This window comes from Nitrosomonas aestuarii (assembly GCF_003046585.1).
GTDB classification, from domain to species: Bacteria; Pseudomonadota; Gammaproteobacteria; order Burkholderiales; family Nitrosomonadaceae; genus Nitrosomonas; species Nitrosomonas aestuarii.
Map to the genome: position 1 here is coordinate 135,079 of NZ_QAAE01000005.1, position 15,783 is coordinate 150,861.

Sequence of the window (15,783 nt, forward strand, 5' to 3'; positions counted from 1 at the left end):
ATATACGATATTTAAACTAAACAGAATATTTATTGTTGAATAATTGTTAATAACCCTGATATCTAAATGATATAAATTATTGTTTTTCTTGTGAGAAGTTCTTATTAGTCAATAAGAATTGTTATTATTTTGTTATATAAAACAAAAATATGGCCTTGTCATTATGATTGAATCTGGTGGCAATTTCTCCTTAAGGCATTTTTTTAGAATGGAGAAAAAATATTATGACACCCGTTTTACCATTTATAAAAAAACAGATTATTTCAGAACAACTTGATGATACACCTGAACATTTTCAGGTGTATACAGAACGACAGCTTGATAAAATAAAAGCGCTCGCCCAGTTATCAGATGAACAGCGTTTCGAAATGAAAGTGGTTGCCAATGTCTTGCCTTTCAGGGTTAACAGGTATGTAATTGATAATCTGATTAACTGGCGGGATATTCCTGCTGATCCGATTTTTCAGTTGGTTTTTCCTCAAAAAGGCATGCTGTCACAAGATGATTTTGAGCAAATGGCAGTTGTATTGCGCAACACCAGTGACCGTAGCATTATTTTAGAAAAAGCTAACGAGATCAGGCGGCGTCTAAATCCACACCCTGCTGAGCAACAATCATTAAATGTACCGTATGTAGAAGATGCACCTATTGAAGGCATACAGCATAAATACCGTGAAACGGTTTTATTTTTCCCGAGCCAAGGGCAAGTCTGCCATAGTTTTTGTAGTTTCTGTTTTCGGTGGGCACAGTTTATCGGAGACAAAGATTTACGATTCTCCAATAGGGAAGCGCAAAAGCTGCATACATACCTAAGTCAGCATAAAAACATCAGTGATTTGCTCATTACTGGTGGTGATCCCATGGTTATGAAAACCGATCATCTGGTTGCTTATCTGGAGCCTATGCTAAAACCGGAGTTTGCGCATATTCAGACAATACGCATCGGCACAAAATCTTTGAGCTTCTGGCCGCAACGCTATGTCAATGACGAAGACGCTGCACAATTAGTATCGTTGCTGGAAAGAATGGTCAAAGCAGGCAAACATATTGCGATTATGGCGCATTTTAATCATTGGCGTGAAATGGCGACACCACTCGTGCGGGAAGCTATACAGCGTTTGCGTGCTGCAGGCGTCGTGATCCGTACACAATCGCCGCTATTGAATCATATTAATAACGATCCTGAAGTCTGGGCTTATATGTGGCGGGAGCAAGTACACCAGGGACTGGTACCATACTATATGTTTGTCGAGCGCGACACAGGTGCACGCCGCTATTTTGAGGTACCGCTTGCCCGCGCATGGGAAGTCTATCGCGAAGCATTACAACGTGTATCGGGACTGGGAAGAACAGCACGCGGACCATCAATGAGCACCGGGCCAGGAAAAGTTGAGATTCAGGGAATTGCGCAAATCAATGGCGAAAAAGTATTTGTTTTACGTTTCCTGCAGGCGCGCAATCCTGACTGGGTACAGCGCCCTTTCTTTGCGCAATTCGATCCTGACGCAACCTGGCTGGATCAGTTGCAACCGGCTTTTGGAGAAACAAAGTTTTTCTTCCAAGATGAATATGATGCAATGCTGAATAAACAGATTAGTCCGAGAGCTTATTAGCCTGTTTTTAACGCCGCAGTGGCAACTCAGCTATTTATTAACGGTCTGTTAATCTGCTCTTTTGGTCATTAGTGTCTCTCCTGGGAATTGTTTTCTGTTGTTAGCGCATCTGTTCATGAAAATTAAACATTTATGAATTAAAATATTTGGTCTTCGTAAATCTGGATGATAAATATCACAGAATACCCTGTTGCAGTTGGGTATTCTGAACGCCCAGGAAGCTGACTGACTGAATACAGTCCTTAAGATGACTGATTGTTTTAAAATAGAGTCTTTTTATTATCTGATATAAGATTGAAAAGATTGCGTACTGGCTGGCATGCAGTAGACTAGTATCATCTGCGATCATTAGTCAATTATAATTTTGCGTTTGTGTTTTGGAATAAACGTCTGATATTTCATGTTATATGTAATCATCATTGTTGTTGTGGCTGCATTGATTTACGGGCCATCCTATTGGGTTAAGCATACGCTCGAAAAATATAGCATTCCCGATGATCGTTATCCTGGGACAGGTGGTGAACTTGCACGTATTCTGCTTGACTGGGCCAAACTGCCATCCGTGAAGGTTGAAGAAACAGCGCAAGGCGATCATTATGATCCCATCGAAAAAGTTGTGCGATTGACGCCTGACAAATTTAACGGAAAATCGCTGACAGCCATCACAGTGGCGGCTCATGAAGTGGGACATGCGATACAGGATCGCGACGGTTATCTGCCTTTAAAAATACGAACACGGTTAGTACAGATTGCAGCGCCCGCCGAGAAACTCGGTGCTGCAATTTTAATGCTTGCGCCTTTGATTATGGTTGTTACGCGTGCGCCAATTGCAGGCGCACTGTTTTTTGCGGGCGGATTACTGACACTGGGGGCGGCTACTTTGGTACATTTAATTACGCTGCCGATGGAGATGCATGCCAGTTTTTCACGAGCACTGCCTATGCTGGAAAAAGGCGGTTATTTAATCAAAGGCGATGAACATCATGCGCGACGAATTTTAAGAGCGGCCGCATTGACATATGTGTCGGCTTCGCTGATGACGCTGTTGAATATCGGTCGATGGTGGGCAATATTACGCAGATAAACCTAACAGCTTGTTAAACGTTCAATATTCCGATATTACCGAAATTTTCTTTAATCATTTAGCACTGAGAGGGTCAGAAATGTTGCACCTTTTGTATAAACGACGATTTGTTAAATCTGAGCGTGGTTTTACGCTGCTAGAGTTACTTGTTGTGATGGTTATTATTGGCCTTTTGGCAGCCTATGTTGGGCCAAAATATTTTTCACAGGTTGGAAAATCCGAGATCAAAATGGCTCAAGCACAAATAGATGCACTGGAAAAGGCACTGCATCAATATCGTCTGGATGTCGGCAACTATCCTGCAACGGAAAATGGCCTCCTTGCATTAGTAACACAACCCAACAATGAACCCAAATGGCAAGGGCCTTATCTGTCCAAAACACCGCCTGCTGACCCATGGGGTCGCCCCTATGTGTACAGATACCCAGGTGAAAATGCTGAATTTGATCTGTTTTCCATGGGTAGAGACGGACAAATCGGCGGCGAAGGAGAAGCAGCCGATATTACAAACTGGTAATCAGTCTGGTTGATTGAGCCATGCACTATGAAGTGAAAGCTGTAATGTCCGGACAGGGAACGGTACATCTTAAGCTGGAAGCAAACAGCGAAGAAGAAGCGCGTCGACAGGTAATGGATCAAGGCGGCATGGTACTGAGTGTAAAACGCAGTTTTACCGGCCTGTCGTTCAAATCAAAAGCGCATTTTCCTCTGATTCATTTCAGCCAGGAATTGCTGTCTTTGCTGACGGCTGGCCTGAGTCTTGTGGAATGCCTGGAAACCCTGGTAGAGAAGGAGCAGGACGCAAACAACAGAAAAATCATTCATGATTTACTCGCGCGCCTATATGAAGGCATTACATTCTCACAGGCCCTTGAGGTTTATCCACAGGCTTTCCCGGTGCTGTATATTGCTACAGTTCGTGCCAGCGAGCGTACGGGTGATCTTGCTGAAGCATTAACTCGTTTTGTCACTTATCAGACACAAATGGATTTTGTACGTAAAAAACTGGTTGGCGCTTCTATTTATCCCGTTTTGTTATTGGTCGTTGGTTTGTTGGTATCGTTATTTTTACTGGTTTTCGTGGTACCGAAATTCAGTGCAATCTATGACGACATGAACTCGGATTTGCCCTGGCTCTCTGTACTGCTTATAGAATGGGGACACTTTGTTCAGGAGCGTGGCTGGGAATTGGCTATTTTCGCAATGGCATTTATGAGTGTGGTCGGCTATGCCGTCACGCGCCCATCGTTTCGCGTCTATATTATGCAACTGTTATGGCGTATTCCGGCAGTCGGTGAACGCATGCGCGTTTACCAACTAGCCCGTTTTTATAAAACGCTGGGCATGCTGCTGCGAGGCGGCATCCCAATCACACAGGCTCTTGAAATGGTGAGTGGCCTGTTACAATCGCACTTTCGGCCCAGGATAGAAGCTGCGGCAAAACATATTCGTGAAGGCCAAACTATTTCAAGTGCGATGGAAGCGGAGGGTCTGACAACAGCTGTGGGCAATCGTATGTTAAGGGTAGGCGAACGCACGGGGTTGATGGGTGATATGATGGAACGCATCGGTAGCTTTCATGATGAAGAAATCGCGCGCTGGGTGGAGTGGACTACCAAACTGATAGAACCCATTTTAATGGCAGTCATAGGCATAGTGATCGGCGGCATTATCATCCTGATGTATATGCCTATTTTTGAATTGGCAGGCAGTATCAATTGATTGAAGCGCACATGGAAACCCACCAAAAGCAACAATTAAATCTTAATGATCTCAGCCATGCGCATGCGGAAGCGCTCAAACGAAACGTTTCCGTCATTGAGATGCTCGAAGAAACTGGTACACATACGCCTTATGAACTGATTCAGGAACTGGGTCGACTGCTTCATATTCCCGCATTGGAAATGAAAACAATCCATGAACTGGAGCCTGCTTTTGATATATTACCTTTCTCTGAAGCTGTGCGGAATGAATGTGTATTGTTCAAGAGCGAGGATACATATTTACTCATTATAAGTAATCCTTTTTCATCCAAATTACGTTTATGGGCTGAAGAGCGTTTTGAGATGAATGTAGCGTGGCGGTTGGTCCATCCTGCCGACCTGACCGCTTTCTTCACACAGCAGGAAAAAACAATGCGTGCGATGGATCATGTGCTGCCAGATCAGGGTCTGGACGAAATCCAGAGCAACGTTGAAGATCTCTCCTTAAAAACAATCAATGAAGGTACCAGCCAGGTGGTACGGCTTGTGCATTCAACGCTGTATGATGCGCATAAATCACAGGCCAGTGATATTCATCTGGAAATGGTGACCGGAGCACTATCAATTAAATACCGTATTGATGGCGTGTTGATGTCCATAGGCGTCATAAAAGGCGCCGATCTGGCCGAACAGGTGATTTCCAGAATCAAAGTCATGTCAGAACTGGATATTGCAGAGCGGCGTGTGCCACAGGATGGTCGTTTCAAGGTTTCAATCCAGGGACGGGAAATTGATTTTCGGGTTTCTATTATGCCCAGCATTTTTGGTGAAGATGCTGTTTTACGTATTCTGGATCGCCAGGCATTGTCCGATCATGTAGAGGGACTCACGCTTAACCAATTGGGATTTAATCCGGCAGATATCGCCACGCTGCGTCGTTTGAGTTCAGAGCCCTACGGTATGTTGCTGGTAACCGGTCCAACCGGCAGTGGCAAAACGACCTCATTGTACGCGGCAATCTCGGAAGTGAACAAGGGTCATGACAAAATTATTACCATTGAAGATCCGATTGAATATCAACTGTCCGGTGTGCTGCAAATTCCGGTAAATGAAAAAAAAGGACTCACCTTTGCGCGGGGACTGCGCTCGATCTTACGGCATGACCCCGACAAAATCATGGTCGGCGAAATTCGTGATTCTGAAACAGCGCAAATTGCTATTCAGGCGGCGCTCACGGGACATCTTGTTTTCACCACTGTGCATGCCAACAATGTGTTTGACGTGATCGGTCGTTTTTCGCATATGGGCGTAGATCCTTACAGTTTTGTTTCGGCATTGAATGGCATCGCAGCGCAAAGACTGGTGCGGTTGTTGTGTCCGCATTGCACAGTGGACGAGCGCCCTGCTGAAGAGCAGATTCATGAATCAGGGATCAATCACGAAGAAGCAGACAGTTTTATTTTCCGAATCGGAAAAGGTTGCGGCCAATGCCGCGGCAGCGGCTATCGTGGACGTAACGCGATAGCCGAAATACTGATGCTGAATGACGAAATTCGTGAATTGATAGTTGCACAGGAACCGATACGCAAGATAAAAGAAGCAGCCAGAAATAACGGTACCAAGTTTTTACGTGAAGCAGCGTTGGACATGGTCAAAAACGGATTGACCAGTTTAGAGGAGGCCAATCGTGTCACCATTGTTGCGTGATCAGATCGAAGTTTTTTTTGCGCCAGGACGTCTCAATCTGGTGCACTTAAAACGTGGACTGAAACCAGTCCAGTCACCGGTCTTAACTGAAATGATTGATGATGCGCAATCAGGACAGCCGGATTGGCTGCAACCGATGCAGCAACTTGAGAAAATGCTGTCCGAATATACCGGAATCAGTATGACTGTGACGCTTTCCAATCACTTTGTCCGTTACGTGACACTGCCACCACAGGCTGAAATCACGACGCCCGAAGAAGTGTTAGCTTATGCAGATTTTCGTATGCGTGAAATTTATGGCGCGCGCGTGGACCATTGGTCTCTGAGTATCAGCACCTGGAGTCCGGTATACGGTGCAATATGTGCGGCTATCTCGCAAGAGTTGCTGATAAAACTGGAAGAAGTCGCGAAGCGTCATCATAGCAAACTCAATGGCATTGAACCTTATCTGACCGCAGTTCTGGACAAATGGATTAAATCATTGAATCGGCGAAAATCCTATGTAGCTTTAGTTGAAACCGACCGTGTTTGTGTTGCATTGTTGGAAAATGGAATCTGGCACAGTATTCGCAACCAGCGGGTGTTACAGGATGTTGCAGATGAATTGTTGGCTGCACTTGATCAAGAAGCTGTGTTATCAGGTGAAAAAGAATCTGTCGAACAGGTTTTTCTGTTTGCGCCAGAGCATCCGGCATTGACGCTGCCAGATGATAGTGGCTGGTATATGGTACCGCTGCAAACTGAAACGGTGACCGTGCCCATGCATTATCCAATCCCCGTTAGTGATAAAACTAAGGAGAATGCATGTTCCGCCTGAAATTAACGTTTCCATATGCCGGTCAACATGTCCGCAGTATCGACATTGCATTGCTACTCGCAGGCTTGATGGTTTTGCTCGCTGTTTTTTATCAGTTCAGGTTGATAGTTGAAGAATCCAATTATTGGAGTGTTCGCGTTGAACGGCTGGAAGCGCAGCAACCCAAGACGACTACACGATCACGTTCAACATCAAGAACGCGGGAATTCAGCCAGGAAATCGGCAAGGAACTGCTCAAAGCCAATACTATTCTGGATCAGATCAACTTACCCTGGGAAGCGTTGCTTGATTCGATAGAGCATATCATCACTGAAGACGTCGCGTTGTTGGCTTTACAGCCGAATGTGACCAATCGCACCCTGCGTATCAGTGGGGAAGCCAGAAATATGGCTGTATTGCTTGATTTTATCGAAGCGATGGAACGTGAAGTTATTTTTGAGAAAGCGCATCTTGTCAGTTACAAAATCAAACAGGACAGCCCGTATCGACCTGTTGATTTTCTGCTTACCACGGTATGGGCCGCCAAATCTTGAATTTCATCACCTCAGCCGATCGTTATAAAAATAACCAACAAGATAAATATAAAGAAAATATTCTGGTTTCATACTTCACCCTAAATATAATGTTTATAACACGCTGTCGTTTGTTTTTCGCTGCGTTGCGATTCATTGTAATGAGCAGTTATTACGCTTCATTGCGCTTCGCCCAAAAAAAACATCAACGCACTCTAAACACCACCCAACAGAGATTTTTAGGTTGAAATACGATTTAATACAGTTTCAAGCAAATCGTTTAATGCAGCAACTGCGCTGGCAGGCGGCGCGCCTTGGAAACATGGGTAAAATCGGCGTGGGGCTGCTGGTTGTTGCAGGAATTTTTTTTATGGGCGCTGTGCAGCCGGAAAAAAATACACTGGCAGCACTCAAGGAACGTGCCGAAACGCTGAAAATGCAATTACAGTCTAAAAAATCCGGTGATATACCTGCAGCAGAAAGGATATTAACGAATGATCAGGCATTACAGGCATTTTATGAATTTTTCCCCCGTTTTGATTCTTCTCCATTCTGGGTTCGTGAACTGGTACGTGTGGCGCAAAAAAATGGCGTTGAAATCAACAGCAGCGATTTCCGGTTAACGTTTGAACGGGACTGGCGATTATCCCGGTATGAAATAATTTTGCCTGTCAGAGGGCGTTATTCACAAATTCGCGCTTTCATGGCGGATGCACTGGAAACTTTGCCGGCTATGGCGATTACGGGTTTCGCCATTAAACGTGACAACGTGCAGTCAACACAGCTTGAAGTACGTTTTGAAATGAGTCTTTATCTGAATGAATGAGCCCATGGATCCAGCTGAGAAAAAGCGCAAGACGATTATTGGTGCAGCCTTGATTGTAACGCTGATTGCCGTTGTCCTGGTCGAAGATGAAGCAGAAATAACCGTTGACCAGGCGCAACCTGTGACGACGCAAAAATCAACCCGGTCTTCACCCAGAGACACAAATAGACAAGAAATAAAGAATGAATATCTGGACGTTGCGCAACTTGGGCAAAGGACATTCGATCCTCAGGCCGGAGAATTGTTTGCAGCAACTTCATGGGCGCCAAAACGGCCGCCGGTAAGCGCGCAACAACAGGCTATCATGGCGCAGCAGCAGCGCGCCAAGGCCAAGATCAAGGCTGCTCCACCTGCGCCGACACCACCACCGCTGCAATTTAAATATATCGGCAAGGCCATTGAGGGTAACAGGACCTGGGTTTTTCTCACGCAGGAAAATGAAAATTATATTGCCAGAATTGGTGAAAACATTGATGAGCAATATCGTCTGGATGCCATCAATAATGAATCGGTTACGGTGACTTATTTGCCGCTGAATGCCAAGCAGGTTCTTCCTATAAATGATAAGCAAGCAGGGAATTTTCGATGAGAGTGAATAGATGTACTGTTTTTTTATTGATATTAGCTTTAACAGCCGGCGGATGTGCAATCAATAATAAAACATTTGGCACCCGGAACAAGGCTTTTGAAGAAGGCCAGCTATTGATTCAAAGTGGTGAATTGGAGCTGGGATTGCTCAGACTGGAGCAGGCGGCACAGGAAGAACCCAACAACAAGGAGATCCGTACAGTACTTATACGGCAGCGCGACATAGTAGCCGACACAATGCTTTTTGATGCAAACAATGCGCGCTTGTCAGGCGATCTGGATTTGGCAGAAGAACAATATTACCGCATACTCGATTTGTTTCCGCGTAATGAAAGAGCCCTTGCAGGTCTGGATACGATCAGGCAGGAACGTAATCATATTGCATCCGTGGAATATGCGCAGGAACTTCTGAAGCGCAATGATGTGGAAGGTGCGGAGGCAGCCGTGAGAACAGTACTGCAGGAAAATCCGATGCAGGCGAATGCACGTGAATTGATTAAACAGATTAACCAGCAAATTGTACGGGCTGAAAGTACCGATCTGACACTGGAAACAGCATTCAAGAAACCTTTGTCGATGGAATTCAAGGATACAGAACTGAAATCGGTTTTTGAAATCATGTCACGCACCGCCGGCGTCAATTTTGTATTTGACAAAGATGTGCGGCAGGAGGCTAAAGTTTCGGTTTTTGTTCGTAACAATACCGTCGAGGATATCCTTAAACTATTGCTAATGACCAACCAGTTGGCCTATACCCGGTTGAATGAAAATTCCTTGCTGATTTATCCGAATACACCGGCAAAACAAAAGGAATATCAGGAACTGGTGGTGCGCAGCTTTCAGATCGCGTATACCGACGTCAAGCAAATGGTAGCGATGGTCAGAGGGCTGGTGAAAGCGAAGGATATTTATGTCAACGAACAGCTCAATCTGTTTATCATGCGCGATACGCTGGAAGCGATTCGTGTGGTTGAAAGACTGGTGTCGCTTAACGACCTTCCCGAACCGGAAGTAATGCTGGAAGTGACCATATTATCAATCACGCGTGATAATATATTTCAATTGGGCCCCAGGCTCCCGCAAAGCACTACGTTTAGCTTTGTGCCGGGTACTGGCACTGCGGTTGGCGCCGCCGCAGATGCAGCGGTAAAACTGAGTCAAATTGATTCACTGCCAAAATTCAGAAATTTCACTATCAGCAACCAAGTTTTAATAGATTTCATGCATAACCTAACATTAGGTGATGTGCTCGCCAATCCACGCATACGGGTTAAGAATCGTGAAGCGGCGAAATTTCATATTGGCACAAGACAACCGATTTTTTCGGCCAGTGTCGCAGGCGGAGGGGTTAGTAATGTAATTACCTCAACACCGACTTATATTGATGTCGGTACAAAGCTGGATATTGAACCTATTATCAGTTCAAATAATGAAGTGATGATGAAAGTTCAGCTTGAAGTAAGTTCCATCGTTGGAGAAGAATCCGGGCCAGGCGGTGCCACAGCACCTATCATTACAACAACCAATGCGGAAACTTTGCTGACATTACAAGACGGTGAAACCGAAGTACTAGCTGGCTTGCTTGAAGAAAGTGAAAATAGAGATGTTCGTGGTCTGGCTGGCCTGATCAATATCCCGGGACTTGATCGATTAACCTCGGGACAAGGAACGACTCGTAGAAAACGTGAAGTTGTTTTACTGATTACCCCGCGAATCATACGTAATGTTTCGCAACAAACTAACCTGGAAAGCGAATTTCATTTTGGCACTTCCAATGAAGCAGGAAAATTACCGGTCAGAATACGCAAGACTTCAGCCGGTGGGCTGGCACTGGCGCCTGCAGGCCCTCCCGGCCGAGGTGGCGCTGCATCCTTATTAAGCAGAGGCGCGCAAGCGCTGTCACCGACCAGACCACAGGTTTCTCCCAATCCATTTGCGCAGCAAACGGCAGCCAATGCGGGTGAACCAACATTATCCATTCAGGCTCCAAGTAATATCGCTTTAGACAGGGAGTTTTCGGTGAGAGTCAGAATGGTCGGTGCTCGAGCCTCCGTGAGTGGTGAGGCACAAGTAAGTTACGAAACAGACATGCTTGAATTGCTGGACAGTTCGGAAAACAGTGGAACGCATACCATTAAGTTTGGCAAGGATCAACCAACCGGGATGGCTGCGCAGTTACGGTTTAAAGTCATTACAGCTAATCCGGGCGAAACGGAAATCAATGTCCAAAGTGCAACTGGCGAAGATACTGAGAGCGGAGAATCCGTCGAGATCACATTGCCTTCGCCTGCGACTATCAAAATTCAATAACGTACTACACATGTTTCATTTCAATCAATCGCCCCATCAGCGTGGCTTTACACTCATTGAACTGATGATTGTGGTGGCAATTATGGCTGTACTCGCCACAGCAGCTATGCCGTTGCGTGAATTAGCCGTAAAGCGTGAAAAAGAGCATGATTTGCGAGTCGCATTACGTCAGATCCGCAATGCGATTGATGCCTACAAACAGGCGGTAGATGATGGACATATCGAAAAAGCAGCGGATGATTCCGGCTATCCGCCAACACTTGAAGATCTTGTAATCGGTGTTCCGGATATCAAAAACACTGAGAAAAAAATGATTTATTTTTTACGACGGCTACCGCGCGATCCGATGTTTGAAGCGCTTGATGTTGCCGGGATCGAAGAAACTCCGGCTGCAGATACCTGGGGAAAACGCAGCTATGAAAGCTCGGCGGAAAATCCACAGGAGGGTGAGGACGTTTTTGACGTTTATTCCTTATCGGAAGCCACTGGCCTGAACGGCATCGAATATAACAAGTGGTGATAGATTGGTGTTTGCAATGACTTTGATGACAAGGCTACGTAAGCAAACCGGATTCACGTTGATCGAACTGCTGGTGGTTATGGCCATTATTGCTACTTTACTGAGCATTGTCGCGCCGCGTTATTTCGAATCGATAGAAAAGGCCAAGGAAGCGGTGTTGCGCCAGGATCTTAAAATTATGCGCGACGCAATTGACCAGTTCTATGCGGATTCTGGCAAATATCCCCTTGACCTGGAAGAATTGGTTGACAAGCGCTATCTGCGCAGTATTCCAATCGATCCAATGACTGAGAGTAATACCACTTGGATTGAGATGCCGCCTCAAAATGAGGATGAAGAAGGTGTTTATGATGTGCATAGCGGTTTTACTGGCAGAGCGCTGGATGGCACGTTTTATGAAGAATGGTAATTTGTCGGCAATGAGATATAGCCTTTTGATTTTTTCTTATATTTTCATACTTACAACTCCGAATCTACAGCAACATAGATGTTATGAATAACATGGAAAAAGGTATTATTTATCTCTGGGCGTTGTTTGCTGTTACCGTGGCAGGGGTTGTGATGGCAGGGACCGGCCAGTTGTGGCAGACGAAAATCCAGCGGGAAAAAGAAATGGAACTGCTTTTTATCGGTGACCAGTTCAGAAAAGCGATCATGTCCTACCATAGCAACCAGCTAACCGGGATCAGACAGTATCCGGAGTCACTGGATCAGCTCCTTGAAGACAAGCGTGGGCCGGTGATACAGCGACATCTGAGAAAAATTTATATTGATCCGATGACAATGACCGATGAATGGGGGTTGGTGGAGGAAGATGATTTGCCGCAACAGCAGGTACAAGGACAGAACAGCGGTCAAAACAGTGACATCAATAGCGCAAATAATACCAGCGGTGTTGGCAGCAACCTCGGAAGCAGCGGCAGCAAAGGGATTGTGGGGGTTTACAGTCTGTCGAGTAAAACACCCCGGAAAAAAGAAAATTTTCCAGACCATTTTGCCAAATTTACCGAGGCTGAAACCTATCAGGACTGGCAATTTGTGCATACGCAGCAAACCGGCAACGATAATAATGCCTCCCGGCAAACACAACAGGGTGCATCCGGAACGGGGTCATCGCCTTTCGGAACGCCCGGCGGCACATCAAGAAGGCCGGGACAGGGTACCCAAGGCGGCACACCCGCATCCCCTTTTGCACCATCTTCATCGCCACCCGCTGGTGCTGGCCAGAATCCATTTGCGCAATAATTGGTACAAAAACGGATTCTGACAAAAATGGATTTTTTACCTATATTCCTGAACGTACGCAATCAACCCTGTCTGGTGGTCGGCGGCGGTTCAGTCGCTCTGCGCAAAACCATACTGTTGCATAGCGCGGGAGCTAATGTTCACATCGTATCGCCATCGCTGGACGAGGAACTGCAAGCACTGCTGCAGCAGCAAAAAATCACCTACCATGCACAACCATTTGAACCTGGACATCTAACAGGTTGTACGCTGGTGATCGCTGCAACCAATGATCATGCAGTCAATCGCAAGGTTTCCGAGTCCGCCAAAGCAAGCAACATTCCTGTCAATGTGGTTGATAACCCGGATTTATGCACATTTATCATGCCCGCCATTGTCGACCGTTCGCCGTTGATGATCGCCATTTCGAGCGGTGGACAGTCACCGGTGCTTGCCAGACTGCTTCGCGCACGGCTGGAAACTTTGATTCCACATGCCTATGCCCGTCTGGCCTCGCTTGCAGCGCAATTTCGCCAGCAGGTCAAACAACATTTCGCTCAGAAAGAGAATCGACGTTTGTTCTGGGAAAACGTACTGCAGGGGAAATTTGCTGAAATGGTGCTAGCTGGCAAAGATCAATCAGCAAAAATCCATCTCCAAAAATTGTTGGAAAATAAAAAAGATGATGCACCCGCGGGAGAAGTCTACCTGGTCGGTGCAGGTCCTGGCAATCCGGATTTGCTGACATTCCGCGCCATGCGGCTGATGCAACAGGCTGATGTGGTAGTGTATGACCGGCTGGTGTCACCTGAAATTCTTGAAATGGTGCGGCGCGATGCCGCGCGCATATACGCCGGCAAAGAGCGTAACCGTCATACCCTGGCGCAGGAATCCATCAATCAACTGCTGGTGCGGCTGGCAAATGAAGGCAAGCGCGTACTCAGGCTCAAGGGTGGCGATCCTTTTATTTTCGGCCGCGGCGGTGAGGAAATTGAAACCCTGACCAGTCATCAAATTCCGTTCCAGGTCGTGCCCGGCATAACCGCGGCTTCCGGCGTGGCAGCCTATGCAGGCATACCCCTGACACATCGGGATTATGCACAGTCTTGCATTTTTGTCACCGGTCATCTGAAAAACAATTCTATTGATCTCGACTGGTCTTCTCTGGCCCGCCCCAATCAGACCATTGTCATCTACATGGGACTGCTCGGACTGCCGGTACTGTGCCAACAGTTAATAGCACATGGACTGCCATCCTCTACCTGCGCAGCCATTATTCAGCAAGGCACCACACAGACGCAGAAAATTGTAGCGGGATCACTGGATACACTCCCGAATCTGGCCGCTACTGCGCAATTGACACCGCCGACACTCATTATTGTCGGGGAAGTTGTCCGATTACACCAAAAGCTTGCCTGGTTTGAGCCGGATTAGAATGCTTCGATTACCATGATTCTGCAGGATGTAATGTACTTCGCTTAGTACTACCCTATCTTGAAGCTTACTTGTTACTGAATTAGCACCAGTGGCTCCACAATGTACTGACTTATGCAATATCCTACAACCTATTGATTTAATGGCGCCCTGAGCACGAATCGAACGTGCGACCTACCCCTTAGGAGGGGGTTGCTCTATCCACTGAGCTACCAGGGCTATGCTACCAGAACCATAATTCTACGCGAGTATTTCACATTGTATAAGCCGCGAATACTTTCCAAGTCCTGCCAAAGCCTACCTTTAGCCGCCACAAATCACTGTTTTTTTACTTCACAAGTTATTATAAAACACATGACACTGTTGACATGCCTGCCCTGCGCTTTTCTTGTTATCAATTTTATAGGAATACAGATTTAGCAAGTTTGAATCTTGAGATCATAAGCGTTACTCAGTATAGTTCACTGATTTACACAAAAATGGTTTAAATTATGACAACAAGACACTGCCCACTATTAATCCTCGGTTCCGGCCCGGCTGGCTATACAGCCGCAGTTTATGCAGCCCGTGCAAATTTAAATCCCGTCATTATCACCGGACTGGAACAAGGCGGTCAACTTATGACGACAACAGATGTGGATAACTGGCCGGCAGATGCGATGGGGGTGCAGGGCCCTGAGCTTATGGAACGTTTTCAGAAGCATGCTGAGCGATTTAATACTGAAATTATTTTTGACCACATTCATACCGCCAGACTTAAGGAAAAACCTATTACGCTGACGGGCGACCAAGGCACGTACACATGCGATGCGTTGATAATCGCTACAGGTGCAACTGCAAAGTATCTGGGTATTCCATCAGAAGAAGCATTTATGGGCCGCGGCGTATCTGCCTGCGCAACCTGCGACGGTTTTTTTTATAAAGATCAGGATGTCGCCGTTATTGGCGGTGGCAATACCGCTGTAGAAGAAGCACTTTATCTGTCTAACATCGCAAGAAGTGTCACTGTGGTGCATCGCCGGGAACAATTTCGCTCTGAAAAGATTCTCATAGATAAGCTGATGGAAAAAGTCAGAAGCGGTAATATCAAGCTTGAGCTGAACTTTGTGCTGGACGAAGTACTCGGTGATGATGCGGGTGTTACTGGCATGCGCATCAGAAACACACAGAACGACACCACTAAGATGATTGATCTCCACGGCGTTTTTATCGCCATTGGACATAAACCCAATACGGACATTTTTAACGGTCAACTGGAAATGGAGAATGGCTATATCATCACGCAGGGCGGCAATCAGGGCAACGCAACCGCAACCAGCATCCCCGGAGTATTTGCAGCAGGCGACGTACAGGACCATATTTACCGTCAGGCAGTAACCAGTGCCTCGAGTGGCTGCATGGCTGCCTTGGACACAGAAAAATACTTCGATCTGATGGAATAATTT

At 46.2% G+C, this 15,783-nt stretch carries 15 protein-coding genes and 1 tRNA gene; 15 read left to right on the forward strand and 1 reads right to left on the reverse strand.

Going from position 1 to position 15,783, the window contains the following annotated elements; genetic code table 11:
- The first annotated feature begins 224 nt into the window (after positions 1–224).
- The 14 genes from C8R11_RS06305 (at position 225) to cysG (ending at position 14,338) form a co-directional block, all read left to right on the forward strand.
- Positions 225–1,613 (forward strand): KamA family radical SAM protein, encoded by a 1,389-nt coding sequence (locus C8R11_RS06305; RefSeq protein ID WP_107794964.1) that lies wholly within the window; start codon positions 225–227, stop codon positions 1,611–1,613.
- A gap of 400 nt (positions 1,614–2,013) precedes the next feature.
- Positions 2,014–2,697, forward strand: coding sequence for a zinc metallopeptidase (locus tag C8R11_RS06310; RefSeq protein WP_107794965.1), 684 nt, complete (start codon positions 2,014–2,016; stop codon positions 2,695–2,697).
- A 79-nt stretch (positions 2,698–2,776) separates the two neighbouring features.
- Entirely contained in the window at positions 2,777–3,214 is a 438-nt protein-coding gene (gene gspG / locus C8R11_RS06315) for a type II secretion system major pseudopilin GspG (protein ID WP_090699870.1), read from the forward strand.
- 20 nt (positions 3,215–3,234) lie between these two features.
- The gene (locus tag C8R11_RS06320) at positions 3,235–4,419 is read left to right on the forward strand and encodes a type II secretion system F family protein (protein WP_107794966.1); all 1,185 of its coding nucleotides are present in this window, start codon (positions 3,235–3,237) and stop codon (positions 4,417–4,419) included.
- Between the two features lie 11 nt (positions 4,420–4,430).
- Positions 4,431–6,107: a GspE/PulE family protein gene (locus tag C8R11_RS06325; RefSeq protein WP_107795023.1), complete on the forward strand. Its 1,677-nt coding sequence runs from the start codon at positions 4,431–4,433 to the stop codon at positions 6,105–6,107.
- Positions 6,088–6,924 (forward strand): hypothetical protein, encoded by an 837-nt coding sequence (locus C8R11_RS06330; protein ID WP_107794967.1) that lies wholly within the window; start codon positions 6,088–6,090, stop codon positions 6,922–6,924. The genes C8R11_RS06325 and C8R11_RS06330 overlap by 20 nt, the downstream gene beginning before the upstream one ends.
- Positions 6,912–7,457, forward strand: coding sequence for a PilN domain-containing protein (locus C8R11_RS06335; protein WP_107794968.1), 546 nt, complete (start codon positions 6,912–6,914; stop codon positions 7,455–7,457). The genes C8R11_RS06330 and C8R11_RS06335 overlap by 13 nt, the downstream gene beginning before the upstream one ends.
- Before the next feature lie 262 nt (positions 7,458–7,719).
- Positions 7,720–8,262, forward strand: a complete 543-nt coding sequence (locus C8R11_RS06340; RefSeq protein ID WP_107794969.1) for a hypothetical protein — start codon at positions 7,720–7,722, stop codon at positions 8,260–8,262.
- Positions 8,255–8,851, forward strand: a complete 597-nt coding sequence (locus C8R11_RS06345) for a hypothetical protein (protein ID WP_244907571.1) — start codon at positions 8,255–8,257, stop codon at positions 8,849–8,851. The genes C8R11_RS06340 and C8R11_RS06345 overlap by 8 nt, the downstream gene beginning before the upstream one ends.
- A complete protein-coding gene (locus C8R11_RS06350) occupies positions 8,848–11,160 on the forward strand; it encodes a secretin and TonB N-terminal domain-containing protein (RefSeq protein ID WP_107794970.1) in 2,313 nt (770 codons plus the stop codon). The genes C8R11_RS06345 and C8R11_RS06350 overlap by 4 nt, the downstream gene beginning before the upstream one ends.
- 10 nt (positions 11,161–11,170) lie before the next feature.
- Positions 11,171–11,680 (forward strand): type II secretion system protein, encoded by a 510-nt coding sequence (locus C8R11_RS06355; RefSeq protein WP_090699858.1) that lies wholly within the window; start codon positions 11,171–11,173, stop codon positions 11,678–11,680.
- A 25-nt stretch (positions 11,681–11,705) separates the two neighbouring features.
- The gene (locus tag C8R11_RS06360) at positions 11,706–12,089 is read left to right on the forward strand and encodes a type II secretion system protein (protein WP_090699857.1); all 384 of its coding nucleotides are present in this window, start codon (positions 11,706–11,708) and stop codon (positions 12,087–12,089) included.
- Positions 12,090–12,172: 83 nt separating this feature from the next.
- Positions 12,173–12,925, forward strand: a complete 753-nt coding sequence (locus C8R11_RS06365) for a hypothetical protein (protein WP_107794971.1) — start codon at positions 12,173–12,175, stop codon at positions 12,923–12,925.
- 27 nt (positions 12,926–12,952) lie between these two features.
- Positions 12,953–14,338 (forward strand): siroheme synthase CysG, encoded by a 1,386-nt coding sequence (gene cysG, locus C8R11_RS06370; protein ID WP_107795025.1) that lies wholly within the window; start codon positions 12,953–12,955, stop codon positions 14,336–14,338.
- Between the two features lie 143 nt (positions 14,339–14,481).
- Here cysG and C8R11_RS06375 read toward each other — a convergent pair.
- Positions 14,482–14,557, reverse strand: a tRNA-Arg gene (locus tag C8R11_RS06375).
- Positions 14,558–14,829: 272 nt separating this feature from the next.
- Between C8R11_RS06375 and trxB the strand changes: the two genes are divergently transcribed.
- Positions 14,830–15,780, forward strand: a complete 951-nt coding sequence (gene trxB, locus C8R11_RS06380; RefSeq protein ID WP_107794972.1) for a thioredoxin-disulfide reductase — start codon at positions 14,830–14,832, stop codon at positions 15,778–15,780.
- Positions 15,781–15,783: the final 3 nt, after the last annotated feature.

What these genes read in the sequence shown, in the direction of transcription:
- C8R11_RS06365 (WP_107794971.1), top strand. Translation starts at nt 12,173, where the DNA reads ATGAATAACATGGAAAAAGGTATTATTTATCTCTGGGCGTTGTTTGCT.
- C8R11_RS06305 (WP_107794964.1), top strand. Translation starts at nt 225, where the DNA reads ATGACACCCGTTTTACCATTTATAAAAAAACAGATTATTTCAGAACAA.
- C8R11_RS06360 (WP_090699857.1), top strand. Translation starts at nt 11,706, where the DNA reads ATGACAAGGCTACGTAAGCAAACCGGATTCACGTTGATCGAACTGCTG.
- C8R11_RS06325 (WP_107795023.1), top strand. Translation starts at nt 4,431, where the DNA reads ATGGAAACCCACCAAAAGCAACAATTAAATCTTAATGATCTCAGCCAT.
- gspG (WP_090699870.1), top strand. Translation starts at nt 2,777, where the DNA reads ATGTTGCACCTTTTGTATAAACGACGATTTGTTAAATCTGAGCGTGGT.
- C8R11_RS06310 (WP_107794965.1), top strand. Translation starts at nt 2,014, where the DNA reads ATGTTATATGTAATCATCATTGTTGTTGTGGCTGCATTGATTTACGGG.
- C8R11_RS06345 (WP_244907571.1), top strand. Translation starts at nt 8,255, where the DNA reads ATGAATGAGCCCATGGATCCAGCTGAGAAAAAGCGCAAGACGATTATT.
- C8R11_RS06355 (WP_090699858.1), top strand. Translation starts at nt 11,171, where the DNA reads ATGTTTCATTTCAATCAATCGCCCCATCAGCGTGGCTTTACACTCATT.
- trxB (WP_107794972.1), top strand. Translation starts at nt 14,830, where the DNA reads ATGACAACAAGACACTGCCCACTATTAATCCTCGGTTCCGGCCCGGCT.
- C8R11_RS06320 (WP_107794966.1), top strand. Translation starts at nt 3,235, where the DNA reads ATGCACTATGAAGTGAAAGCTGTAATGTCCGGACAGGGAACGGTACAT.
- C8R11_RS06335 (WP_107794968.1), top strand. Translation starts at nt 6,912, where the DNA reads ATGTTCCGCCTGAAATTAACGTTTCCATATGCCGGTCAACATGTCCGC.
- cysG (WP_107795025.1), top strand. Translation starts at nt 12,953, where the DNA reads ATGGATTTTTTACCTATATTCCTGAACGTACGCAATCAACCCTGTCTG.
- C8R11_RS06340 (WP_107794969.1), top strand. Translation starts at nt 7,720, where the DNA reads ATGCAGCAACTGCGCTGGCAGGCGGCGCGCCTTGGAAACATGGGTAAA.
- C8R11_RS06350 (WP_107794970.1), top strand. Translation starts at nt 8,848, where the DNA reads ATGAGAGTGAATAGATGTACTGTTTTTTTATTGATATTAGCTTTAACA.